Consider the following 22,165-nt stretch of genomic DNA (forward strand, 5'->3'; position numbering starts at 1 on the left):
AGCGAAGATAATCGTGTTCCGAAAATTCAAAATGGATAAAATGTTGCCCCGGCGACCTGTGATCGCTTTGTTCGTGATACCCCACTCGCCCAAAAGCGCTGAAAATGATGAAGGGCATTAATAAGAAGGTTCCCATGGCTAATGACATTCGTATCGAAGAAGACCTGTTAGGTATACGCGAAGTCCCGGCGGATGCTTACTACGGTGTTCATACTCTGCGTGCGATTGAAAACTTCTCTATCAGTAACAGTAAAATCAGTGATATACCCGAATTTGTTCGCGGTATGGTGATGGTCAAGCAGGCGGCTGCTATGGCTAACAAAGAACTAAAAACGCTGCCACGCAACATTGCCAATACCATCATTCAGGCCTGTGAAGAGGTGCTGAACAACGGTAAATGCATGGATCAGTTTCCGGTTGATGTTTATCAGGGGGGTGCAGGAACCTCGGTGAATATGAACACCAATGAGGTGCTGGCAAATATCGGTCTGGAACTGATGGGGCATCAGAAAGGGGAATACCAGTTTCTCAATCCAAATGACCACGTCAATAAATGTCAGTCCACCAACGATGCCTATCCGACCGGATTCCGCATTGCGGTTTACTCATCAATTCTGAAGCTTCTGGATGCGATTGGCCAACTGAGCGAAGGTTTTCAGCGCAAGGCCGTCGAATTTAACACCATCCTGAAAATGGGGCGCACCCAGTTGCAGGATGCCGTGCCGATGACCCTGGGCCAGGAATTTCACGCTTTTAATGTGCTGCTCAATGAAGAGATCAAAAACATTCTGCGCACCGCCGAGCTGCTGCTGGAAGTGAACCTGGGCGCCACCGCCATTGGTACGCGCCTCAACACGCCGGATGGGTATCAGCAACTGGCGGTGAAGAAGCTGGCCGAAGTCAGCAAACTGCCCTGCGTACCGGCGGAAGACCTGATTGAAGCCACGTCAGACTGCGGTGCCTACGTGATGGTGCACAGCGCCCTGAAACGTCTGGCGGTGAAATTGTCCAAAATCTGTAACGACCTGCGCCTGCTCTCTTCCGGGCCGCGTGCGGGTCTGAATGAGATCAATCTGCCGGAACTTCAGGCGGGTTCGTCGATCATGCCCGCCAAGGTGAATCCTGTCGTGCCAGAAGTGGTTAATCAGGTCTGCTTCAAGGTGATTGGCAATGACGTCACCGTGACCATGGCTTCCGAAGCGGGACAGTTGCAGCTTAACGTGATGGAACCGGTTATCGGCCAGGCGATGTTTGAATCCGTGGATATTCTGACCAATGCCTGTAGCAATCTGCTGAATAAATGTGTAGACGGCATCACCGCTAACAAAGCGGTATGTGAAGCCTATGTATTCAATTCTATTGGCATCGTGACCTACCTGAACCCGTATATCGGTCACCATAACGGCGACATCGTAGGCAAGATTTGTGCTGAGACGGGCAAAAGCGTTCGCGAAGTCGTACTGGAACGAGGTCTGCTGACCGAAGCGGAGCTCGATGACATCTTCTCTACCCACAATCTGATGTACCCGGCTTACAAGGCCAGACGTTATACCGATGAAGATGAGTAAATTGACAGGTTGAGCCAACCAGGCACGGGCGTTCTCAGAACGACGTGCCTTTTTTGTGGGCGTTTTCCACATATTTTTAACGGTTAATTAGCAAATACATGCAGGGAGAAGAACTATGGTTGTGCCGCAATTAATTATCGTGCTGGCAGCGATCTATCTTGGGGCCAGACTGGGCGGCATCGGTATCGGCTTTGCGGGGGGCGTGGGCACCTTAATCCTCACGCTGGGTTTCCAGATAAAACCCGGCGTCATCCCCAGTGAGGTGATTGAAATCATCATGGCGGTGATCGCCGCCATTGCTGCGATGCAGGTCGCGGGTGGGATGAATTATCTGGTAAGTCTTGCAGAACGCCTGCTGCGCAGACACCCGAAGCACATTACCCTTGTCGCACCGTTGGTGACCTATGTCATGACCCTGCTGGCCGGTACAGGCCACACCGCCTTTTCAACCCTCCCGGTGATCGCCGAGGTGGCAAAGGAGCAGGGCGTACGCCCTTCCCGTCCGCTGTCGATCGCGGTGGTTGCGTCACAAATCGCCATTACCGCCTCACCAATTTCTGCTGCGGTGGTGTTTCTTTCCGGCATTCTCGAACCGCGAGGCGTCAGTTATCTGGACCTGCTGGCGGTCGCCATTCCATCAACCATGGTGGCTATTTTTCTTGCCGCACTGGTCACCAACTTTCTTGGTTGCGAGCTGAAAGATGATGCGGTTTATCAGCAGCGTCTGGCGGACGGCGAGACGCTGCTACGCGGCACACAGGATGTTGAACCACAGCCCGGTGCCCGGCGCGCCGTGATGCTGTTCCTGCTGGGTATCGTCGCGGTGGTTCTTTACGCCACCGCCATCAGCAAAAACGTTGGACTCATCGCCAACCCTGTATTGCCGCGCAACGACGCGATTGTGGTGTTTATGCTGACCACCGCCGCCCTGATTTGCCTGTGTTGCAAAGTGGATACCGCCAGGATCCTCTCGGCCAGTACCTTCAAATCCGGTATGAGCGCCTGCATTTGTGTGATGGGTGTGGCCTGGCTGGGGGATACCTTTGTAAAAGCGCACATCAGTGATATCCAACAGGTTGCCGGTGAACTGTTAAGTGATCATCCCTGGATGCTGGCAGTCATCCTGTTTTTTGCTTCCACGCTGCTTTATTCCCAGGCGGCCACCACTCAGGCGCTGATGCCCGCCGCCCTTCTGCTGGGTGTATCGCCCGTGACGGCGGTAGCCTCTTTCGCCGCCGTGTCAGCCCTGTTCGTATTACCTACCTATCCCACGCTGCTGGCGGCAGTAGAAATGGATGATACCGGCTCTACCCGGATTGGAAAATTTGTGTTCAATCACCCGTTTATCGTACCGGGTACGCTGGCCATTGTTCTGTCCGTCGCCTGCGGATTTCTGTTTGGCCACCTGTTTCTGTAAACGTTTAAAGATGAGGCGATGCGCGCTGTGGTGCGGGTTACATCCTGAAAAACATCATCCGCCGCGCCGTGGTATATTCCCCTGCCGAAGGATGACCCTCTGAGCCATCCTGGGCGGCAGGGCCATATTCCTGCCGCCGGTTTACTCAGTTCAACATGGAGAATGTGGTTAACTGCCATGGCTAAATTCCTGACACTGTCTGTTTTTCTGCTACTGACCACGCTGTTCGGCATCCCGGCTGAAGCCTCGTTTTTTGCCCAAAATAACAACAGTCAATTCATTACTGCCAACCAGGCTTTTGCTTTCGACTTCAATCAGCAGGGCAACCAGCTGACGCTCAGCTGGCAAATTAAACCCGGTTACTACCTTTATCGTCAGCAGTTCAGCATTACCGTCAGGGACGCGCAGCTGGCGGAGTGGAGCCTGCCAGCAGGCAAGCCGCACGAAGATGAATTTTATGGCAAAACGCAGATCTATCCGGAGAGCCTGAAACTGCCCTTTACCCTGCTACAGGCGGCAAAAGGTTCAACCCTGACGGTAAGCTGGCAGGGCTGCGCCGCCGCCGGTTTTTGTTACCCTCCCGAGACCCGCACCCTGCCGTTGAATGAGGTCAGGGCCAGCACGTCGGTTGCTGCTGTCGCATCCGCCGCCGCACAGGACGATACGGCAACCAGCCAGCCGGAGATGCCGCAAAGCGCCCCGGTCGGCAAGCTGCCTTTCTCACCTCTGTGGGCGCTGCTGATTGGCATTGGCGTGGCTTTCACCCCCTGTGTACTGCCGATGTACCCACTGATTTCCGGCATTATTCTTGGAGGTCAACGCGCATATTCTTCAGCCCGACTGTTCGCACTGGCACTGTGCTATGTGCAGGGTATGGCGCTGACTTATACGCTGATGGGGGTGATCGTCGCCGCCGCCGGACTGCGCTTTCAGGCTGCATTACAGTCGCCTGTATTACTGACTGGCCTGTCAGTGGTGTTTATTTTGCTGGCGCTGTCGATGTTCGGCCTGTTTACGCTGCAACTGCCCTCATCATTACAGACCCGTTTAACGCTGTGGAGCAACCGCCAGCAGGGCGGCTCTCTCTCCGGCGTGATGATGATGGGTGCGCTGGCTGGCCTGATTTGCTCGCCCTGCACTACCGCGCCGCTCAGCGCTATCCTGCTGTATATCGCCCAGAGCGGTAATCTGCTGGCCGGAGCGGGTACTTTATATCTGTACGCACTGGGAATGGGGCTGCCGTTGATTGCGGTTACGCTTTTTGGTCACCGCCTGCTGCCCAAAAGCGGTGCCTGGATGCAGACTGTCAAGGAAGGCTTTGGCTTCGTGATCCTCGCCCTGCCGGTTTTCCTGCTGGAGCGGGTTGTTGGCGAACTCTGGGGATTGCGATTGTGGAGTTTCTTAGGTGTGGCTTTTTTCAGCTGGGCATTTATCAGTCTGAAATCGTCCAATGGCTGGCTGCGTCTGGCACAAATCGTCATGCTGACCGCCGCAATGATTGCAGCCCGGCCATTGCAGGACTGGGCTTTTCCCGCATCGGTGAGCACAGCAAAGGTTAATACTCTGAACTTTCGTCCTGTCAGCGATATCAGCCAGCTCTCCCAGGCGTTACAACAGAGTAATGGCCGCATCACCATGCTCGATCTTTATGCTGACTGGTGTGTTGCCTGTAAAGAGTTTGAAAAGTACACCTTCAGCCAGCCAGACGTACAGACTGCTCTGAAAAACACGCAGCTGCTCCAGGCCAATGTGACCCGCAACAGCGCCCAGGATAGCGCATTGCTTGCGCACCTTCAGGTGCTGGGCCTGCCGACACTGCTGTTTTTTGATGCCAGTGGTAAAGAGATCCCCCAGTCACGGGTAACCGGTTTTATGAATGCTGCCGATTTCAGGCAACATTTGCAGAAACTGACTCGTTAAACGACACTGTGTCAGGTTTTCCGCCGTGAAGACGGAAAAAATGCATTCAGGGGGAGAGTCATTTGCAACGTGAACAGGTACTTGAGCATGCACTGAACGTACTTGAGCAAAATGGCCTGGCCAGCTCAATGTCGTTTGCCATGATGGCCGAAGCCCTGGCATGCCGGGAAGAGGATTTACAGCGTTACTGGCCGGATCGTGAGGCTTTGCTGTATGACGCCCTGCGTTATCACAGCCAGCAGATTGACGTCTGGCGTCGTAAGCTGCTGCTGGACGAAACGTTGAATGCGGGACAGAAACTGTTGGCCCGTTATCAGGTACTGGAAGATGCGGTGCGCAACAATCGCTATCCGGGCTGTCTGTTTATTGCCGCCTGTAGTTTTTTCCCGCAGCCGGATCATCCCATCCATCAGGTCGCCGAACTGCAAAAACGGGCATCATGGCAATATACCCATGACCTGCTGGCTGAACTGGAGACCGATAACCCCACGCTGGTGACGCATCAGATGGAGTTAATCCTTGAAGGCTGTCTGAGCCGTCTGCTGGTGAAACGCAACGTACAGGAAGTGGAGACGGCGCGTGCGCTTGCGGAGGATGTGCTGAGTATTGCACTCTGTCGCAGGAATGGTGCCCTTACCTGAGCGGATTGCCACGATGATGCATAAAAAGCACTCACTCAGTAGGTATTCCGGTATTTTTTATGACAAAGCCGTTGACGGCGGACGGCCTTTACGGTTTAATGCGCCCCGTTGCCCGGATAGCTCAGTCGGTAGAGCAGGGGATTGAAAATCCCCGTGTCCTTGGTTCGATTCCGAGTCCGGGCACCACTTCTTCAGAGCCTGTTCGTTAAGGGATGAGATCCTTAACGGGCAAGACAGTGGTCCTTTATCGTCACCGTACAGAATGAGGCATTTCGTTCTGCACCTGAGGGTAGAAGGACTAAGAAACCGGATGATGTTGGCTCATCATCCGGTTTTCTCACATCCCAACAATTTCAGTTACAGGTATTTACCTTTTCAGCGTCCCTATGTCAACGTTATGTAAAGCAAAACATAAGAATTTTTCTCTCTTTACTATCATCACGTTGAAATTTGACTTAGGATTAGTCTCAGAAAGCAAACGCTGCCTCCAGGTTTTTCCGTAGGTTATCAATATTCGCCTCTACGTACTCCAGCGTAACCGCAAGGCTTGAATGCCCCAACAGCATCTGCACGTCGTTCAGGCTCCGCTCCGGTCTTTTCATAAGATCTGTTGCTATAGTGTGGCGGAAGCGATGGGGGCTGATAATGCATCCACACTCCCTGGACAACCTTCTGAAAAATGACCTCAGCGGCGGGTGATCCATGTTTTTACCCTGCACATTCTTTTTGTAAGTGAAACGGTTGATGTTAAACAGCTGATCTTCTGGTTTTGCACCTTTGTCAACGGACCGCGCGTGAAGGACCGCAAGCCCAGGCCTGAGCCTGTCGGTTACGGGGACACGATGTTCACGGTGGTTTTTCGACCCTTCCGGACAAAGATTAATGACCCCGTTTTTTAGATCCACATCACATAATCTGATATGCAGCAGCTGATTCTGCCGCATACCGGTATACCTCAGCGTATCAATCACGGTCATCCAGAACCACGCTGGTTTGAGCGCGTTGGCGCGGTGCTCATGCGTTCCCCGCTCCTCTTCCATTATTTTTCTTTCCATCACCAGGCAGGCTTTTTTTATCTGCTCATCCGTCAGGGTTTTTTTGCGCTTAATATCAGGCCTTACGACAACCATTGAAAAAGGATTATCCTCATGTGAAGTCAGTTTGTGGCTGATGGCATGATTGAATATCGCACGCATATGTGAAACTTTGTTATTCCAGGTCCGCTTACTCAGCTTTTGCTCGACAAGAACATGCCTGCGCCATTTTAATATATCCATCCGCGTAATATGTTCCGGATTAATATCGTCCCCGCAAAACTCAGTAAACGTTTTAACCACCTTACGGTAACTCCATTCTGTTGCAGGACGAAGTACCTTACTGAAAAAATAGTCCGTCAAAATATCCTCAAACGTCATTCTCTGCTCCATATTATTCCCGTATTATCACGTTAAAAATCACGCATTATTTCTTCGCGGTAAGCCATATGCTGTCTGCGGGACAGCTTCCTTTTTTTAAAATAAGCTCAGCGCTGATCATGTAGCCTGAGATTCTGGTGTAACGTCCGCTTTTATCCGGCGAATCGTACTGGTGATAATGAAACAACCCCTTACCCTGCCGTGAATGATGTATACCCAGCGCCTCAAAACTTTTCTGGAGCGTATCCTTGTCCGTGGTGATGCTGCCCTCAGAGGCTCCGTAGCGGTAAAAGCAGCCCGGCGATACCATAAAAACAAACTGCGCCAGGACGTGAAGAATGCTGTCCTGCTCATTGACCGTCAGCGTGCCGTCCTCAACGCCCGCCCTGAGCCAGGCCAGAAAAACTTCGCCGGGACTGTCTGCCTCAGGTTGCGTTGCCTTGTTCGCTTTCTCCAGGGCTTGCAGAGCGTTCGCTCCGTCCGGCTCAGCTGTCACCTCACCGTCAGGACCGGTGACGCTTTTTCCTTCGGCCATCAGGTCCAGCAGGGAAAGCAGTCCCCCGGTATCCGGCGGTCCATCCTGCCCCTCACGGGCGCTGCCATCATGTTCAGTCGGGGGTACGACGCCCTCGTCAGCACCCAGCGCGGACGCCAGTGACAGTACAGCATTTGTATGCGGTGACGCGTCCTGATTGCTTTCTGGTAAGAGAGCATGGGTAGCTGCGTCTGTTTTTATCGGTGCTGAACTCACTGGTACATTATTCATACTGGACAATGGTTCAGAGGCGATTTCAGATAGTTTATCCGGGGTTATGCCGAGGCCCATCCCACAGCTGCTTAACGCATCGCTGATAATGCCGTTCAGAATGCCCGACCGTGCACGCTGCCCGGAGAGAAATGTCAGCAGACTTTCTGACAGCGCCGGCCAGCGTTGCAGCCAGACCAGCCCGTCGGCAGGCAGCAACGTCAGTGCCATATACGCCCCGCGCATCGGGCGTCCCTCTGCCCCCGGCCGCACGCGCCACGCCGCCTGCGGGACGGTCAGCCCCGGATACCAGGCGCGACCGCCCTGCACCTCACCCTCCATCTGCGTCAGCCAGTCAAGGTGTTGCAGCAGCCCTGCCCAGTACACCGCACAGACCCAGCCCGGTCCCTGCTCCGCCTGCGCTTCCGGCGTGGCACCCGGCGGCAGCATCATGCCCCGCACCAGCCTGACCGCCCGTGTGGCCACGTTCAGGCTCAGGTCGGTAAAGCCGCCTGGCCCGGAGAACGGCCCGCTCCATGCCGCCGGACATGCCTGTACCCGGTCAGCCATCTCCTCCAGCGGACGCACCCACCATGCCTGGGTGAGCGGCCCGGACAGCGGGCTGTTGTCCGAGAGCATCCGGATAAGGCGCTGCCGCTCACCGGTCTGTATTATGTCCCTGCCCGACCTTACCGCATTAAATCCTGACGCCCCGGTCTTACCCACCTGCATGTCCGTAGAAGCTACGCTGACGTCCTGACTGCCCCTGCCCGTCAGCCATCTTGGTATGCGCATCATCATCACCCCCGCTTCCCCGTGAAAATGCCGATACGCTAAAAGCCGGGGGAGGAATTGCAACGAAAAAGCCGAAGCGCGGGCGGGTATAAATCCCCCTTGCTTAAATGTTCAGGCTCGAATATCGGGTTTATCGCTGCGGTATCACCCGACAGATGCTTTGATGGCATCCCTTTTCGTCCCCCGGGAAGTTATATGCAGCAGCGCATCGTGTTTTTTATTCTTTTCACCTGGCTGACGCTCTGCGGCGCGGCCGGCCTTGTCCTGACCGCCGGTGAAGACGCGCAATTCTGGCTGGCGTGGCCGCTGATGTCTGCACTGCCCTTTCTCCTGCGGCCGCTGGGCATGGCTGAACGCCTGGTGCGACCCGGCCTGACGCTGATCAGTCGCCGTCGCGGGCGGGTATGGGTGCATCTCGCCCCATGGCAGCCGACCGTGGGGCTGAAGGCCTGCCAGGTGAACGCCTTCTGGCAGGCCGTCAGCGTATCAACCTGTGCGGCCCTGCGGCATAACAATAATAACAATGCCGTCATCGTTTCTTCTCACCTGCTGACAACGGCACGGCTGCGCCGCCTGCAAGGCGAGCTGACGGGCTGCGGCCAGCCTTTCCGTTGTCGGGTATTCAGCGTTCCCTTCACCCCGGCGGCCAGGGCAGTCATGCAGCTGGAAATCCTCTTTCGCCAGTGGCGCTGGCGTACTGCCTTCCGTGATGCCTGGCCAGTAATGGTTATCTGCCGTAGTTCTTTAAATGGCAGAATATAATTTCTCTATTGGAAAATATTTTCTCCGTTAATATCTGCACTGAACGAAAAGGTAGTGGTGTGTGCGGGTACGACCTGAACCAATAGCTCAACGAAAATAATGCGTCGATGACCTAACCTACCACTTCACTTATCAAACATCGCATAGCACAGTGTGAGAATTTTTCGTTACTAAGTTAATTTAATAATTTAAGAAATGTCGTTATCTAAGCACATTAATTATAACGAAAGAAAATAAAGGACTCTTACTTTTTTAAAACAGCTTCCTTTCAATAACTTTGACTGAGGTTAAAATATTAATTTTAAAAAATCCAACAAATTAAGATGCGGCAATATCTATTAAAATCCTTTGCGCCTTTAAATTCTAAATGTAATTATATTTAAATTTATAAATTCCCCGATGTCGCAATAAAATACTCACTTTATCGCAATAAGGCATAACAGGTTGTAATATAAGTTACCCTCCCCGGCGGAACTTTATGTGAGTGTCCCGTCCGGGCAGGGTTTTCCCTGGTGTTGGCTGTTCATTGCCTGGCCTGACAGGCCAGTTTTTTTGTATCTGAACAATGAAACTGATTGTAATCGGGGTGGAATGATAAGTAAGCTGTACTTAAGTTTTAAGTTAACTGTACTTGAGTATAGTTGCTGTGTTTGATACACAGGAAAAGTTGCATGGAGCCTGAATGTTTTCAATTTTTCGTGAAAATAAGACGCTGAAAGACACGCTCAGGGGTTACATAGACAGGAAACTATCCCCATTTGGGTGCATGGAGTATGCGTATACTGTCGTCAGTAAGAAGAATCCTTCCGACGTATTGATTATATCCACTTACCCTGATGAATGGGTGCGACTTTATCATGAGGGGCAGTTTCAGTTAACCGATCCGGTGGTTCTCACCGCTTTCAGAAGAACTTCACCGTTCTCCTGGGATGAAAACATCACACTCATGTCTGAGCTGCGTTTCACCCGTATTTTTTCCTTGTCCAGGCAATACAATATTGTTAACGGATTTACCTTTGTGCTGCACGATCATATGAATAATCTGGCGTTGCTGTCGTTTATTATTAAGGGGAACGATCAGGGGGGACTTGAGCAACAGCAGCGATTGTCTGCTGAGCAGGGGGTTCTTCAGATGCTACTTATTGATTTCTGTGAGCAAATGTACCGTCTTGCAGGGCCTGACCTCTCCGGGACAATGCATACAGCGGCAGCCGAAGATAAAGCCATTTTTTCACCCCGTGAGAACGAAGTTTTTTATTGGGTCAGCATGGGAAAAACCCATGCCGAAATCGCGGTCATTGCGGGAATATCTCTGAGCACGGTCAAATTTCATATGAAAAATGTCCTGATCAAGCTGGGCGTGAATAATACGCCCCAGGCCGTGCGTCTCGGCATTGAACTCGGCCTTATTAAATCGGTAGCATCAGTGGCCAGGTAGTGAGCAAGGTGGTTTCACACTTTGTTTGGGCAATAATTCCCTGTGCAAGCTGGGTCTGTGCCTGCTCTCCGGCGGGCAGCTTAAGCAGGTAAATACGCTCCCTTTCACTGAGAAAAGCCTCCTTCAGCACCGTAGACTGCCATCCCGAGCGGTTTACTATTGTCAGCATGGGACGGCTGACAATGGTGTGTATGTGGTCGTGACCATTACGTTGCGCCCAGTTCACCATTGCAAGAAACAGTACCTGCCCGACGGGAAATCTCTCACCAAGCAGAGCACGAGCGCGGGCCTTATCTACAAAAAAACGGCTGGACTCAATCCCCGTGTCCGGTAGTTTGACAGTATTGAAACAGGCGTTAAAAGTGTGAGTGATCATGTTTGGCCGCTCAAGCCCGGTAAATCTCACGCTGCACACCAGTCTGTCCCCATACAGGCCAAGAATATAGTGTGTCCCTTCCCCGTCAAACTCATCTGATTCCATTCCCTGGGTGCACAATACTTCCCACCCGAGTCGGTCACTAAAGGTTGTTTTCCGCAACCGGTAGAGTTCCTCTGACCGTGTGCTTTTCAGTTCGTCATAGCTGACATCAAAGAGTTCAAGCATTCCCTGTTTCCTTATTCGAACGTACTGGCCTGGTGTGCGAAATTCTACAATTTTTTACCTGTCCGGTCAGCAGGCTGGAGCATGTGCAGCGGTCACTTAATTAGCCGTCCGAACGTGCAATATGCAGTAGTTCCCGAAAGCTAAGGTAAAAAAAGTGCCAGGCGAAATTTGTCTTAGGTGAGAAAGGTACCGAGTCGTAATTGGTATTGAATATCAGAGAAAATAAAAATGCAGTGCAAGGATAAGGCCTGATATTCCGCAAATAAACAACTGAAATAATATTGCCATTAAATAATGCAGCTCGTCGATCAGGGCCCTCATGCAGCTGGAAATCCTCTTCCGCCAGTGGCGCTGGAGCTCTGCCTTCCGGGATACCTGGCCGGTGATGGTTATCCGCCGGAAATCTTTCAACAGCAAAAAATAATTTCGCCTTTTGAGAACATTCAGACTTCTTCACACTGGCTACATATACGTAGTCGATCTGAACGATCGAATTTATCCGTTATACATGCACCGACCGGCCAGGTATTGTCATCACAGCGGATACAACCGGGGCGCACGGCCTCAGCGCAGGATACGAACCAACACCAGGGGAATTATGAATCGTCATAATATTACAACCCTCATCTCCCGCATGGCACTGGGAAAGAATGAGGAGATACAGCAGCTCGTCCGGCAGGTTGCGGACGGCAAAAAAACGGCCGGCTCACCGGTTGCTATCCGCTTTCGCCCCGCCGTCCGGACGTTTATCACGGAGGTATCACGCAATCTGGGTATCTCGTTCGCCGAGCTGGTGAATACCCTGATGGAGAGCGTGATGACAGAGACGCTGATGCCTGAATGCGCGGCGGTCACCCGCATTTATGAGCGGTTCTGGCAGCTGATGGACGCACACCGCCTGAGCGTGGCCAGCGTGGCCACAATGCTGGCAGAGCTGAATATCAGGCTGAGCGTTCTGGAAAGCCGCGAACGCACGCTGGACCACCTGACCGCGCCGGTCATCAGGCAGATTGCCGCCTGGACTGGCGTGTCATCCGCCTGGCTCGATGGCACGGATGACCGCCCCGTCCGGCCCGTCGTCGTGTCAGACTGGCAGGAAGTGGCCACACACCTGTCTTCTGACGGGGAACCCGGCATACCGGGTATTCGCCTGGTCCGCCGTGACAGAAAATTTCCGCGGTACGACATATACACCGATGATATTGCGGTGAGTATTTTTCGTCTGAAGAAAATCAACGGCATCTGGCTGCGTGCGAATGTCTTCAGCGGATTAATGCACAATGCCGGTGACGGAAATAAAGGTACGGATGCGTTCCTCGCCTTTTGTGAAACTCTCCGAAGAAAAGTATTGCTGAGTGACGTTAGTACCCGACTGGCACCGGAATATCTTTATACCCGGCTTAAAGATGGCAGTGAAATACCGTTATCCGTCTTTGATGCGCTGGATAAACATTATGAGAGCCGGCATTTCGATTCTCTCTGGCCGGAGAGTGAAATACAGGGAATAAGAAAACCCGAAGCGTACATTACGCCCGAATGGGAAAGTTATGCAGAAACGCTGATTTAAGAAATACCAACGCAGTAAATAAAAAATAAGAAGTTTGCAACTGTTTAAATAATTCGGTGCGTCAGCATCAGGGAATCTCTTTGTCCAAAAATAATAAAAGGTAGCAATTGATGAAAGTGAAAATGATGAAGCACAGCATAGCCCTGGCGCTGATGGCGGCCACCGGCCCGGCCATCAGCGCCACCACCTGGTCTGAAGCTCGTAATGATGCAATGGGGGGTACCGGCGTGGCCTCATCCGCCTGGTCCTCCGCCGCGCTGGTCAACCCTGCGCTGATGACCAGACACGGTGCCAGCGATGATGTGGGCATTATTCTGCCCGGCGTGGGGGCGAAGGTGAGTGACCCGGATAATCTCCGGGACGGCATCGATCGCGTGCAGGATGCCTGGTCGGCGCTGAATGCGTCAGCAGGAACCGACGCCCGGACTCAGGCCGCCGCGCTGAATAACGCCCTGCGTAACGTTTCCGGCGACAGCGCGAGGGCCGGGGCAGGCGTTTCCGCCGTGGTTACCATCCCGAACGACACGCTGCCCTTTGCCCTGGTCATTAAGGGATGGGGGCAGGCAAAAGCCCGCACGGTGGTGACAGACCATGACCTCCTCTGGCTCGACGCGGTGCAGAACGGGCTTGTGCCGGTCGGTCAGCAGGACCTGAATCAGCTGACATCCCGCGCAGAGGGCGTCGCCGCGCTGGTCAGCGAGTACGGTCTGGCAATGGCGCATCAGTTCAGCCTGGCAGGCATGCCGGTGTCCGTCGGTATCACGCCAAAATTGCAGCGCGTAGATACCTGGAACTACAACGTCTCCGTCAGCGATTACAACACGTCAGACTTTCACGGCGGCGAATGGAGACGTTCTGAAAACGGCGGCAACGTTGACCTGGGTCTGTCTGCTGTGCTTACGCCGGAATGGACCCTCGGCCTGACCGCGCAGAACCTGGTGTCGCGTGATGTTAACACCCTGACGGTAAACGACCGGAAAGACACCTTTCAGATACGTCCGCAGGCCACGGCCGGTACGTCATGGAGCAACGGGGTCGTGACGCTGGCAACAGACTTTGACCTGACGCCCGCAAGCGGGTTCGCGTCAGATAAGAAAGCACAGTATGCCGGCGTCGGGGCTGAAGTTAATGCCTGGGACCTGCTCCAGGTGCGTGCCGGCTATCGCGCCGATATACGCGGCGGCGACCAGAACGTGATGACGGCAGGCGTCGGAATTTCCCCGTTCAACGTGGTCCATCTTGACCTGACCGGCATGGCCGGCACCGACCGGAGGTACGGCGCGGTCGCCCAGCTTACCTTTACGTTTTGATGATGTCGGGCCGCCGTCACGCGGACCTGACCAGGAGAAAATACTGATGAAACATTCAGCCCTGAACGCCACCATGCTGACGCTGATGCTCTCACTGCAAGGGTGCAGCAGCCTGCCCGATGAGTTGAAGCTGAACGATATCACCCGCCTGCTCAGCCCCGCCGCGCAGCAACGAAACGTTAATGAGGAAGATACGCCGGCACGCAATGAGGTCAGCTGGCAGTCAGGCACGATCCCCGTCCCCGTTGACACGGCAGCCCTGCGCCTCAAAATGCATTACGGGTTTGTATCAGAGGACGACATTAACGCCGCACGCAACAGCGGCCAGGGCAACGCCGGCTGGTCGGCCTCCGCCATTTCAGAGGGCACAAGCTGGCAGGCACAGCCGGGCAGCGCGTACCGCATGAGCCGTAACTGGGCCGGTGACGACCGCCTGACACTTGAGGTAACGGGAAATGGCCGGACCAGCGTGATTACGGCGCACTACCGTTCATCCAATCCCGGACATCTGAAAGAGGCCTGGACCGCACGCTTGTGGAAGCAAATCCCCGACGTGGCCCGTCACGGTGGGTAGCCACGTCTGGATTCAGGCATGTATTTAATTACACAAGCCCACGCAGCCAATTAAGAGATTTATAAAAATGGAAAAATACCGTATATCCGGCGTTCAGGTTGATGCCAGAGGTTATTGTACAGACTGCACCGATGATAAAGCGCAATACTGGAGCGTATACGCGCAAAAAGAAAATGGTCAGAGTCAGTGCGTTTTCGACTGCCGCGACAAATTGTCGGCTCACTCTGCAATGACACATCTTATCGCCTTTGACAGTTTGCTTCGGCAGGTAAACTCATTAACTAAACAGTTAGAAGATAGCAGCAAAAGCTACAGCCAGTTATTGGCAGAAAATGTCCAGCAATATCAGCTTTTGAAAAAAATTTATAACAGTAAGCCAGGAGGGGTTTATTTCAATAAGTTTGAAGCAGAGGTTAAATCCGTTCTCAGTGAAAACGTCCACACCGATTCAGTTGAGCGGGAATGTATGGCTCGTGGTGTTGATATGTTTGCGGCGAAACAGCGTGATATTGCAAAAGAACAGGAGATGGCCAGACAATTCGAATTTTCACGCCATTGCAGCATTTCAGCTGACGAGTCAGCTGAGTTTGCGGCTGAACTTCGTGCCGGCAATAAGGAGGGCGACGATGTCTGAATATTTTGACCTTGAAAGCATTTATGACGAACAGATTGCACCGCTGATGACACAAATCATCACGATATGCAAAACGCACCAGATGCCGATGATGTGCTCTTTTGCTTACAGAAACGATGATAAGACGGGGATGAATTTCTGTTCCACTGCATTAAATGGTTTTGAAGACAGACTTGTACCTGAATACACCCAGGCAGTACGAGTTATGCGTGGCAACGATTTCACCATCACAATTATGTCCGGGAAAAAAGGTGGTGGTCATGATTAAATCCGACGTCCCCTGCTCCGTAACCTCAGTGGCATCAGGACACAGACACACCATTCTGGATGTGTGCTGTGGTTCGCGGATGTTCTGGCTGAATAAGTCAGATAAACGCGCCGTATTCACTGATATCCGTTGTGAGCATCACACGCTGTGCGATGGCCGTAAACTGCACATCATGCCGGACGTTATAGCTGACTTTCGTGCGTTGCCATTCGCTGACGGTTCGTTTGCCCAGGTCATCTTTGACCCACCCCACCTGGTGCGGGTTGGGGAAAATTCGTGGATGGGTAAAAAATATGGCGCGTTAAACCGAAAGACGTGGCAGGACGATATACGCCAGGGTTTCAGCGAGGCATTTAGGGTATTACGCCCTCAGGGTACACTGGTATTTAAGTGGAATGAAACGCAAATCCCCATCAGCAGGATTATCGCATTGACACCGCAACAACCCACAATCTGGCAACGCACCGGCAAAGCCGATAAAACCCACTGGCTCCTGTTTCTGAAAGATTCAGCGGTAATAAGCGAAACAGACAGAGCCATCAGCATTTTAATAAAGAAAGCTGATGCACTAAGAAATGAAGGACTTCTGGCTGAGGCTGATGCCGTTTTTAACGTATTAAACCTTCTTGAAGAGGATGCTGACCATGCCTGATCGTACTCACGATAAAACTAAACCGCTGAGCCAGCAACCCTGGCTTTTTACCGTTCCGGAAAAGAGATAATTCTGGCAAGCAGCTACCAAACTGGCAGCAGGGCAATAGTATTTTCTAAGGTCAGAAACTAATTACTCAATACAGATCCGGTTGACGGGAAACACCTGATGTGAGAGCTGAATATGTCCAAAAAAAATGAAATCTGTGAGCGTCATGATATTTTGATCTCCAAATTAATCAGGTCAGAAGGTGGGATCTATAAGCGCATTGACGAAAACCGGGAATTAATAACGACATTAATTGAAGAATGTCCTGAACTTTTTGAAAAAAAACCGTGGATCTACGGATGGCTGCTTTCTCAGGATGTTTTTCTTAACGATTTACTCAAGGCAGCAGTAGTGGATTTCAGGGGCGTTAAAGGTCGCCTGAAAACGGATTTAAGGCCGTTGCCAGTCCCTGCAAAAAAAAATAGCGTAATTTTCAGAATATAAACATTAACTTTTCACTAAAGGCAGACTAAATAAGTCACGGGAGCTGTCATGTCAGAATATGATTATCTTGTTTTTCTTGGGTGCATCTGGCTTTTCTGTCTCACCGTTTTGATGCTGGATCCACTCTCTGATATTGGAGAGGGAGGTGTGTTCGGCGCAATCATTGCACCGCTGGTGTCAGCTTTAACGTACTTTTTACCATTGCCTGAGTGGCAGGTGCCCTTGACGTGGCTGACACCGGTTGTGTCGGCAAGCCTGTTTTTGATTTCGGCCATTTTACTGTATATACGCTCACTTTTTATTAAGGACTGCGAGTGATTTTTATATCACACAGAGTAAAATCAGATATGACTGGACGGCCAAAAAGATTATGTGACTGGATAAGTGTGCGAAGCGCACCAGCTACCGCTCTGAAAGCAGATTGTTAAAGAGCGCGTACCTGGGCTAAATATCAAACCTCGCCCTGGGAATATCACTCCAGCGCGTGGTATAAGCAGGTGACAACATACCGCGCTTCATTTGCCACTCTGGCGCAATCCCTCTTCCTGCAAACCATATATTACCCAGGCCTGACTGGTTTATACCGTCAATAGCGTTCATCAGCCGCTCGCTGTTAGCTCTGGGTAGTGATTCATCAAAGAGGTTTAGTTGCGATACCCCCGAAGGCGAGAACTGGCCCAGCATGACGCCTGCTTTCAGGTAACGGTGACCATCCTGCCATATTTTATCGAGAGCTCGTACGGCCGCTTCAATGATGTCACGCGTATCGCGGGTTGGAGATAAGAGCGACTCAGAAGCAAGGTTGCCGTAATAGATTTCGCCCGGCGTAAATGGTGAAGTTTTGATAAATGCGCTGACCTGACGGCAATACTGTCCTTCACCACGCAGTTTTGCTGCGGCACGTTCAGCATGCTGGCAGATTGCCTGACGCATTTGAACGTAATCCGTTACTCTCACTCCAAATGACCGCGAGCAGACGATCTGTTGTTTCACCGGCGGAACGTCTTCCAGACTGATGCAGCTCTCACCATTCAGCTCTCGCACGGTGCGTTCAAGTACCACGGAGAACTGGCGTCGTATCATCGCCAGATTGGCGCGAGAGAGATCCAGCGCCGTTTCAATACCCATTGTCTTCAGGCGCTTCGCAATTCTCCCGCCCACGCCCCAGACCTCTTCTACCGGCTGACGAAGAAGCATTTTCTCAGCTCTGGCTCGCGTGGTGACCGCCAGTACCCCTTTAAACTGCGGCCACTCTTTGCTGCTCCACTGGGCACTCTTAGCCAGCGTCTTGGTTGGGCCAATGCCAACGCCGACTGTCAGGCCCGTTGCTGCCCTGACTTCCGAAAGGACCTGTTGCCCAAAAGCCTCATAATCCGTACTGCATTCAATTCCACTGACATCCATGAAAGCCTCATCAATGCTGTAGACTTCCAGTCGGGGGGCAAGTGTACCAAGCACCGTCATCACTCTGTTAGACATGTCAGCGTTTATGTGGAATGGAAATTTGTCGGACTTGTCCTGTCACAGAGCAGATCACAGAAACGGATGTTATCTGTTACTTCAGCAGCCGGGCTCAGGACAGTCGCAGGTAAGGCGCATGTTCTGAATTTATTCGTTTCTGAGCCAGTCAATGAAAAACTCGGTGAATGCGGAGACCTGCCGTGGCTGAAGCTTACGCTGCGGGTAGACAAACTGCATGCCAACGTTTTTACCATCATAACGGCTGAAACCGACAAAATCGTCTGCAAACAGCACGTGAAGCCTTTTCTGCTCAACGTCTTTTTTGACGTCCCACCAGGATTTGCCGGCAATACCCGCCCCGTTCAAAGCCCACTGACGCAGCACTGCGCCATCATCACACACCATCGCGGGATTCACCCTGACGGTTTCACTTACGCCATCTGTTTCAAAACGCCACTCATTCAGCACAACGCCATGCAACTCAAGCGCCAGACATCTGTGGTCGCGTAAAGCTTACGGTGAGGCGGGCATGCCTGCGGATTCAAGGTAGCTCCCCGATGCGACCAGCACCCGGTGATTGGGCGCAATACTCCGGATTACAAGGCTGCTGTCCGGCAGGTTGCCGAAGCGGATACTCATGTCCAGCCGGCTGGCTATCAGGTCCTCCACCCGTTCGCCCAGGCAGACCGAGGCTGTCACGCCCGGATGAATCCGGGTAAAGTCCAGCAGGGCGGGGCTGAGATACTGCCTGCCAAAATCGGAAGGCGCAGAAATACGTATGTTGCCGCTGAGCACGCAATCTTTCTGCGTCAGGAGCGATTCTGCCTGCTTCGCTTCGCTCAGAACGCGCAGGGCAGCATGATAAAAGTCCTCGCCCGCTTTAGTCAGCGTGATCGCGCGCGTGGAACGGTGAAACAGACAGGTCTGATAACGTGCTTCAATCGTTTTAAGCCTTGCGGTCATAGATGCCGGTGAAAGCGACAGACGACGTCCGGCCGCTGACAGACCGCCGGATTCTGCGACTTCCACAACCAGAGCCATATCTTCCAGTTTTCCCATTTTCATTTTTTCCGAACAGTCATTGTTGTTTTGCTGCCATTATCAAAAGAGTGTAGTGCCGGTAATGTTCCCTCACTGAACATTTTTCGGGAGCTGCATATGAACAGTCAGTCACTTTTCGAACCTTACAGCCTGGGAAAGGCTACCCTTAAAAACCGCATCGTCATGGCCCCTATGACCCGCTCCCGCTCGCTTCAGCCGGGAAATATTCCTTCAGCGCTGATGGCAGAGTACTACCGGCAGCGTGCCGGTGCGGGGATGATTGTGACGGAGGCCACGCAGATATCCCCTCAGGGGCAGGGCTATTCATGGACGCCCGGAATTTACTCGGGTAAACAGATTGCCGGCTGGCGGCTCATAACAGACGCGGTTCACCAGGCCGGCGGCGTCATCTTCTCACAGCTCTGGCACGTCGGGCGTATGTCGCACGCGAGTTTTCATCCCGATGGCCGACCGGTCGCGCCCTCTGCCCTTGCTCCGGATGCGAAGGTATGGGTCGTTGATGACAAAGGTGAGGGTCAGATGGCTGAATGCCCTGTGCCACGGGCGCTCGACGAGGCTGATATCCAGGGCATCCTTGAAGACTACCGTCAGGCAGCACTGAACGCCGTGCATGCCGGGTTTGACGGCGTGGAAGTGCACGGAGGTAATGGTTACCTGATTGACCAGTTTCTGAGAAGGACATCCAACAGACGCACGGACAGATATGGCGGCAGCCTGATTAACCGAATCCGCTTTGCGCAGGAAGTGCTCGGGGCGGTCAGTGATGCTGTGGGCCGCGCCCGTACGGGCATCCGCGTTTCGCCCTTCATCACGCAGCGGGGGATGGATGACCCGCAGGTCACTGAAGCCCTGCTGGCACTGGCGGCCTGGTGCGAGGAGAAAGGCATTGCGTATATCCATATGGCGGAGGCCGACTGGGACGATGCGCCACAGGTGCCGGACAGCTTTCGCGAAACGCTGCGCGCCACGTTCAGAGGCACCATCATCGTTGCTGGTAACTACACGGCTGAAAAGGCCCGGAGGATACTTGATAAAGGTTTAGCCGATTTGGTGGCCTTCGGGCGGGCGTTTATTGCCAATCCTGACCTGCCGTACCGGATGCAGCATCAGCTGCCACTGGCGCCATTGGGTAATCCCGCCACGCTCTTTGGCGGAACAGAAGCCGGGTATACCGATTATCCGTCATATAACACGCACAAGGAGTAATCAATGACCATGAAAACGTTAATCATCGGCGGTGCGTCAGGCATCGGATTTGCTGTAGCCACGGCACTGGCTGAGCGCCAGGGCGAAATCATTCTTGCGGGCCGCGACGGTAAGAAACTCGATGCAGTCAGTCTGAAGCTCAGTTCAGGGCAGGCCGTGATTTCCACACGGGTACTGGACGTCAGCAATGAATCTGAGGTTAGCGCACTTGCTAAAACCCTGGGCAGCGTGAACCACATTATTTTTACTGCCGGCTCTCAGGCACCCGGGGGACCCCTTTCAGAAATGGACCTCAATGCGGCGCGTCAGGCGTTTGATACCAAATTCTGGGGAAGCATCCATGCGGCCCGGCACCTGGGCGGGAACATTCTCCCGCAGGGCACCCTGACGTTTACCAGTGGTTTTTTGGCCCGCCGCACCGTTGCCGGTGCGATTGTGAAGACCGCAATGAATGCCGCTATCGAGTCCGCAGCGAAGGTGCTGGCCAGAGAGCTGTCGCCGCTGCGCGTGAATGTAGTCAGCCCCGGCCTCACGGATACCGAAGCGTACGCTGGCATGGAACCTGATGCGCGGAAAAACATGCTTCGGGCTGCTGCTGAAAGTCTGCCTGCGAAAGCCTGGGGGCGAGCGGAAGACATTGCAAAAGGCTATCTGTTTGTGCTGGATAACCCGTTTGTCACCGGCTCGGTAATTGATATTGACGGTGGTGCACTGATCAGGTGATGCCGCACTTTCTGGCGTACTTCCGGAATTCTTTTCTCATGTTTTTATGACATACAGGAGTGATTTATGAAGAAAATATCAACGGTGTTTTCAGCGCTTACAGGGGCATTGCTTATCAGCACTTCCGGCGCTGCTTTTTCTGCTCAGGACGCGCTCATTAAGCCCGACAAACTGATAACTGACGGCAGCCTGTCACGGGCACGCCTGACAGAAAGTGAAATGGCCGCCCGGCGGTATGACACCTTCTGGAACACGGGTAATGAAGCCCTTGCGCGGGAGTCACTGGCAGCTGACTTTATTGATAAGACGCCACCTGAAGGACGTAAGCAGGGACCTGAGGGACCCGTACTGGCCTCGCGGGTTTTCCGCACTGCGGTACCTGACCTGAGCTGTGAAGTTGAGCAGATGATCATTGCCGGTGACCGTGTGGTATCGCATCTGCACTTCCGCGGACACTTTACCGGAACGTTCGAAAAGCTGAAGGGGGAGGGGCAGAAAGTTGATTTCATCGCCACGGACATTTATCAGGTGCGGGGCGGTAAAATCCAGGCCAACTGGCATATAGAAGATAACCTGACCCTGATGAAACAGCTCGGTGCGCTCTGACGCGCAGCCTTGCTGCACCGTGTGAATCTGAAATACCGGCGGAAGTATGACTGAGAGAACAATGAAGGCTAACAGTTTCAGCCAGCGCTCGGCCAGCAACAGGGCATGTTCATTCAGGGAATCACCATGGTGTTTACCTCTGACAACAGCTTCGCTGCTCAAAGTTTACTCCGTCAATGTTGCATTCCACTTAACTTACTACAGCGCATAATTTGAACTGAATACATTGATTTTAATAGGGAAATCTTGCTTTTTCACCTGAAACCATGGAACGCCCATGCGTATCCCCAGGGCCTTAGCCTATA

At 52.9% G+C, this 22,165-nt stretch carries 20 protein-coding genes, 1 tRNA gene and 3 pseudogenes; 18 read left to right on the forward strand and 6 right to left on the reverse strand.

Features of this window, described 5'->3' with window-relative positions; all coding sequences use genetic code 11:
- The first annotated feature begins 134 nt into the window (after positions 1-134).
- The 5 genes from aspA (at position 135) to BG55_RS17025 (ending at position 5,732) form a co-directional block, all read left to right on the forward strand.
- Positions 135-1,568, forward strand: a complete 1,434-nt coding sequence (gene aspA, locus BG55_RS17005) for an aspartate ammonia-lyase (protein ID WP_034939978.1) — start codon at positions 135-137, stop codon at positions 1,566-1,568.
- A 115-nt stretch (positions 1,569-1,683) separates the two neighbouring features.
- Positions 1,684-2,985, forward strand: coding sequence for an anaerobic C4-dicarboxylate transporter (locus BG55_RS17010; protein WP_034939980.1), 1,302 nt, complete (start codon positions 1,684-1,686; stop codon positions 2,983-2,985).
- 177 nt (positions 2,986-3,162) lie between these two features.
- Positions 3,163-4,905: a protein-disulfide reductase DsbD gene (locus BG55_RS17015; RefSeq protein WP_034940041.1), complete on the forward strand. Its 1,743-nt coding sequence runs from the start codon at positions 3,163-3,165 to the stop codon at positions 4,903-4,905.
- Between the two features lie 62 nt (positions 4,906-4,967).
- Positions 4,968-5,546, forward strand: a complete 579-nt coding sequence (dicD, locus tag BG55_RS17020; RefSeq protein ID WP_034939983.1) for a division control transcriptional repressor DicD — start codon at positions 4,968-4,970, stop codon at positions 5,544-5,546.
- 110 nt (positions 5,547-5,656) lie between these two features.
- Positions 5,657-5,732: transfer RNA gene (locus BG55_RS17025), tRNA-Phe, on the forward strand.
- A gap of 281 nt (positions 5,733-6,013) precedes the next feature.
- Here the strand turns inward: BG55_RS17025 and BG55_RS17030 are convergent.
- Both BG55_RS17030 and BG55_RS17035 read right to left on the reverse strand, forming a co-directional pair.
- Complete coding sequence (locus BG55_RS17030; RefSeq protein ID WP_034939985.1) at positions 6,014-6,973, reverse strand: tyrosine-type recombinase/integrase; 960 nt, start codon at positions 6,971-6,973, stop codon at positions 6,014-6,016.
- Positions 6,974-7,007: 34 nt separating this feature from the next.
- Complete coding sequence (locus BG55_RS17035) at positions 7,008-8,507, reverse strand: TraI domain-containing protein (protein WP_152542826.1); 1,500 nt, start codon at positions 8,505-8,507, stop codon at positions 7,008-7,010.
- A 189-nt stretch (positions 8,508-8,696) separates the two neighbouring features.
- Here BG55_RS17035 and BG55_RS17040 point away from each other — a divergent pair, with 189 nt between their 5' ends.
- Both BG55_RS17040 and BG55_RS17045 read left to right on the forward strand, forming a co-directional pair.
- The gene (locus tag BG55_RS17040) at positions 8,697-9,263 is read left to right on the forward strand and encodes a hypothetical protein (protein WP_034939987.1); all 567 of its coding nucleotides are present in this window, start codon (positions 8,697-8,699) and stop codon (positions 9,261-9,263) included.
- Positions 9,264-9,945: 682 nt separating this feature from the next.
- A complete protein-coding gene (locus BG55_RS17045) occupies positions 9,946-10,701 on the forward strand; it encodes a helix-turn-helix transcriptional regulator (RefSeq protein WP_034939990.1) in 756 nt (251 codons plus the stop codon).
- Here BG55_RS17045 and BG55_RS17050 read toward each other — a convergent pair.
- Both BG55_RS17050 and BG55_RS22655 read right to left on the reverse strand, forming a co-directional pair.
- Positions 10,673-11,305 carry an acyl-homoserine-lactone synthase gene (locus BG55_RS17050; protein WP_034939992.1) on the reverse strand — a complete coding sequence of 211 codons (633 nt, stop codon included), beginning with the start codon at positions 11,303-11,305 and terminating at the stop codon, positions 10,673-10,675. The two genes, BG55_RS17045 and BG55_RS17050, sit on opposite strands and share 29 nt — an antisense overlap.
- Positions 11,306-11,405: 100 nt before the next feature.
- Positions 11,406-11,762 carry a hypothetical protein gene (locus BG55_RS22655; protein ID WP_152542827.1) on the reverse strand — a complete coding sequence of 119 codons (357 nt, stop codon included), beginning with the start codon at positions 11,760-11,762 and terminating at the stop codon, positions 11,406-11,408.
- A 141-nt stretch (positions 11,763-11,903) separates the two neighbouring features.
- Between BG55_RS22655 and BG55_RS17055 the strand changes: the two genes are divergently transcribed.
- The 8 genes and pseudogenes from BG55_RS17055 to BG55_RS17090 all read left to right on the forward strand — a co-directional run bounded on the left by BG55_RS17055 (position 11,904) and on the right by BG55_RS17090 (position 17,120).
- Positions 11,904-12,872, forward strand: a complete 969-nt coding sequence (locus BG55_RS17055) for a hypothetical protein (RefSeq protein WP_034939995.1) — start codon at positions 11,904-11,906, stop codon at positions 12,870-12,872.
- A gap of 110 nt (positions 12,873-12,982) precedes the next feature.
- Positions 12,983-14,182 carry a conjugal transfer protein TraF gene (locus BG55_RS17060; protein ID WP_235192782.1) on the forward strand — a complete coding sequence of 400 codons (1,200 nt, stop codon included), beginning with the start codon at positions 12,983-12,985 and terminating at the stop codon, positions 14,180-14,182.
- 46 nt (positions 14,183-14,228) lie between these two features.
- A complete protein-coding gene (locus BG55_RS17065; protein WP_034939997.1) occupies positions 14,229-14,756 on the forward strand; it encodes a hypothetical protein in 528 nt (175 codons plus the stop codon).
- A gap of 67 nt (positions 14,757-14,823) precedes the next feature.
- Positions 14,824-15,390, forward strand: a complete 567-nt coding sequence (locus BG55_RS17070) for a hypothetical protein (protein WP_034939999.1) — start codon at positions 14,824-14,826, stop codon at positions 15,388-15,390.
- On the forward strand, positions 15,383-15,658 hold the full coding sequence (locus tag BG55_RS17075) for a hypothetical protein (protein WP_052018918.1): 276 nt from the start codon (positions 15,383-15,385) through the stop codon (positions 15,656-15,658). Before BG55_RS17070 ends, BG55_RS17075 begins: the two co-directional genes overlap by 8 nt.
- A pseudogene (locus BG55_RS17080) lies at positions 15,651-16,172 on the forward strand (class I SAM-dependent methyltransferase); the annotation flags it as partial. The gene BG55_RS17075 and the pseudogene BG55_RS17080, both read left to right, overlap by 8 nt.
- Before the next feature lie 321 nt (positions 16,173-16,493).
- Positions 16,494-16,802: a hypothetical protein gene (locus tag BG55_RS17085; RefSeq protein ID WP_052018920.1), complete on the forward strand. Its 309-nt coding sequence runs from the start codon at positions 16,494-16,496 to the stop codon at positions 16,800-16,802.
- A gap of 48 nt (positions 16,803-16,850) precedes the next feature.
- Positions 16,851-17,120 (forward strand): hypothetical protein, encoded by a 270-nt coding sequence (locus BG55_RS17090; RefSeq protein ID WP_034940000.1) that lies wholly within the window; start codon positions 16,851-16,853, stop codon positions 17,118-17,120.
- Between the two features lie 126 nt (positions 17,121-17,246).
- On the opposite strand, the pseudogene umuC reads toward BG55_RS17090, so the two are convergent.
- Positions 17,247-18,287, reverse strand: a pseudogene (gene umuC, locus BG55_RS17095) (translesion error-prone DNA polymerase V subunit UmuC); the annotation flags it as partial.
- A 123-nt stretch (positions 18,288-18,410) separates the two neighbouring features.
- Positions 18,411-19,322 (reverse strand): annotated as a pseudogene (locus BG55_RS17100) (LysR family transcriptional regulator).
- A 99-nt stretch (positions 19,323-19,421) separates the two neighbouring features.
- On the opposite strand from BG55_RS17100, the gene BG55_RS17105 reads away from it, so the two are divergent.
- The 3 genes from BG55_RS17105 (at position 19,422) to BG55_RS17115 (ending at position 21,860) form a co-directional block, all read left to right on the forward strand.
- Positions 19,422-20,531 (forward strand): alkene reductase, encoded by a 1,110-nt coding sequence (locus BG55_RS17105; RefSeq protein WP_034940002.1) that lies wholly within the window; start codon positions 19,422-19,424, stop codon positions 20,529-20,531.
- 3 nt (positions 20,532-20,534) lie between these two features.
- Positions 20,535-21,254 carry an SDR family oxidoreductase gene (locus BG55_RS17110; protein ID WP_034940004.1) on the forward strand — a complete coding sequence of 240 codons (720 nt, stop codon included), beginning with the start codon at positions 20,535-20,537 and terminating at the stop codon, positions 21,252-21,254.
- 66 nt (positions 21,255-21,320) lie between these two features.
- Positions 21,321-21,860, forward strand: coding sequence for an ester cyclase (locus BG55_RS17115; protein WP_034940005.1), 540 nt, complete (start codon positions 21,321-21,323; stop codon positions 21,858-21,860).
- Positions 21,861-22,165: the final 305 nt, after the last annotated feature.

The sequence above is a fragment of the Erwinia mallotivora genome, assembly GCF_000590885.1.
GTDB lineage: Bacteria > Pseudomonadota > Gammaproteobacteria > Enterobacterales > Enterobacteriaceae > Erwinia > Erwinia mallotivora.

Excerpts from the sequence above, each read along its gene's own strand:
- aspA (WP_034939978.1), top strand. The coding sequence starts at position 135 with ATGGCTAATGACATTCGTATCGAAGAAGACCTGTTAGGTATACGCGAA.
- BG55_RS17010 (WP_034939980.1), top strand. The coding sequence starts at position 1,684 with ATGGTTGTGCCGCAATTAATTATCGTGCTGGCAGCGATCTATCTTGGG.
- BG55_RS17015 (WP_034940041.1), top strand. The coding sequence starts at position 3,163 with ATGGCTAAATTCCTGACACTGTCTGTTTTTCTGCTACTGACCACGCTG.
- BG55_RS17030 (WP_034939985.1), bottom strand. The coding sequence starts at position 6,973 with ATGGAGCAGAGAATGACGTTTGAGGATATTTTGACGGACTATTTTTTC.
- BG55_RS17035 (WP_152542826.1), bottom strand. The coding sequence starts at position 8,507 with ATGATGATGCGCATACCAAGATGGCTGACGGGCAGGGGCAGTCAGGAC.
- BG55_RS17040 (WP_034939987.1), top strand. The coding sequence starts at position 8,697 with ATGCAGCAGCGCATCGTGTTTTTTATTCTTTTCACCTGGCTGACGCTC.
- BG55_RS17045 (WP_034939990.1), top strand. The coding sequence starts at position 9,946 with ATGTTTTCAATTTTTCGTGAAAATAAGACGCTGAAAGACACGCTCAGG.
- BG55_RS17050 (WP_034939992.1), bottom strand. The coding sequence starts at position 11,305 with ATGCTTGAACTCTTTGATGTCAGCTATGACGAACTGAAAAGCACACGG.
- BG55_RS17055 (WP_034939995.1), top strand. The coding sequence starts at position 11,904 with ATGAATCGTCATAATATTACAACCCTCATCTCCCGCATGGCACTGGGA.
- BG55_RS17060 (WP_235192782.1), top strand. The coding sequence starts at position 12,983 with ATGAAAGTGAAAATGATGAAGCACAGCATAGCCCTGGCGCTGATGGCG.
- BG55_RS17065 (WP_034939997.1), top strand. The coding sequence starts at position 14,229 with ATGAAACATTCAGCCCTGAACGCCACCATGCTGACGCTGATGCTCTCA.
- BG55_RS17070 (WP_034939999.1), top strand. The coding sequence starts at position 14,824 with ATGGAAAAATACCGTATATCCGGCGTTCAGGTTGATGCCAGAGGTTAT.
- BG55_RS17075 (WP_052018918.1), top strand. The coding sequence starts at position 15,383 with ATGTCTGAATATTTTGACCTTGAAAGCATTTATGACGAACAGATTGCA.
- BG55_RS17085 (WP_052018920.1), top strand. The coding sequence starts at position 16,494 with ATGTCCAAAAAAAATGAAATCTGTGAGCGTCATGATATTTTGATCTCC.
- BG55_RS17090 (WP_034940000.1), top strand. The coding sequence starts at position 16,851 with ATGTCAGAATATGATTATCTTGTTTTTCTTGGGTGCATCTGGCTTTTC.
- BG55_RS17105 (WP_034940002.1), top strand. The coding sequence starts at position 19,422 with ATGAACAGTCAGTCACTTTTCGAACCTTACAGCCTGGGAAAGGCTACC.
- BG55_RS17110 (WP_034940004.1), top strand. The coding sequence starts at position 20,535 with ATGACCATGAAAACGTTAATCATCGGCGGTGCGTCAGGCATCGGATTT.
- BG55_RS17115 (WP_034940005.1), top strand. The coding sequence starts at position 21,321 with ATGAAGAAAATATCAACGGTGTTTTCAGCGCTTACAGGGGCATTGCTT.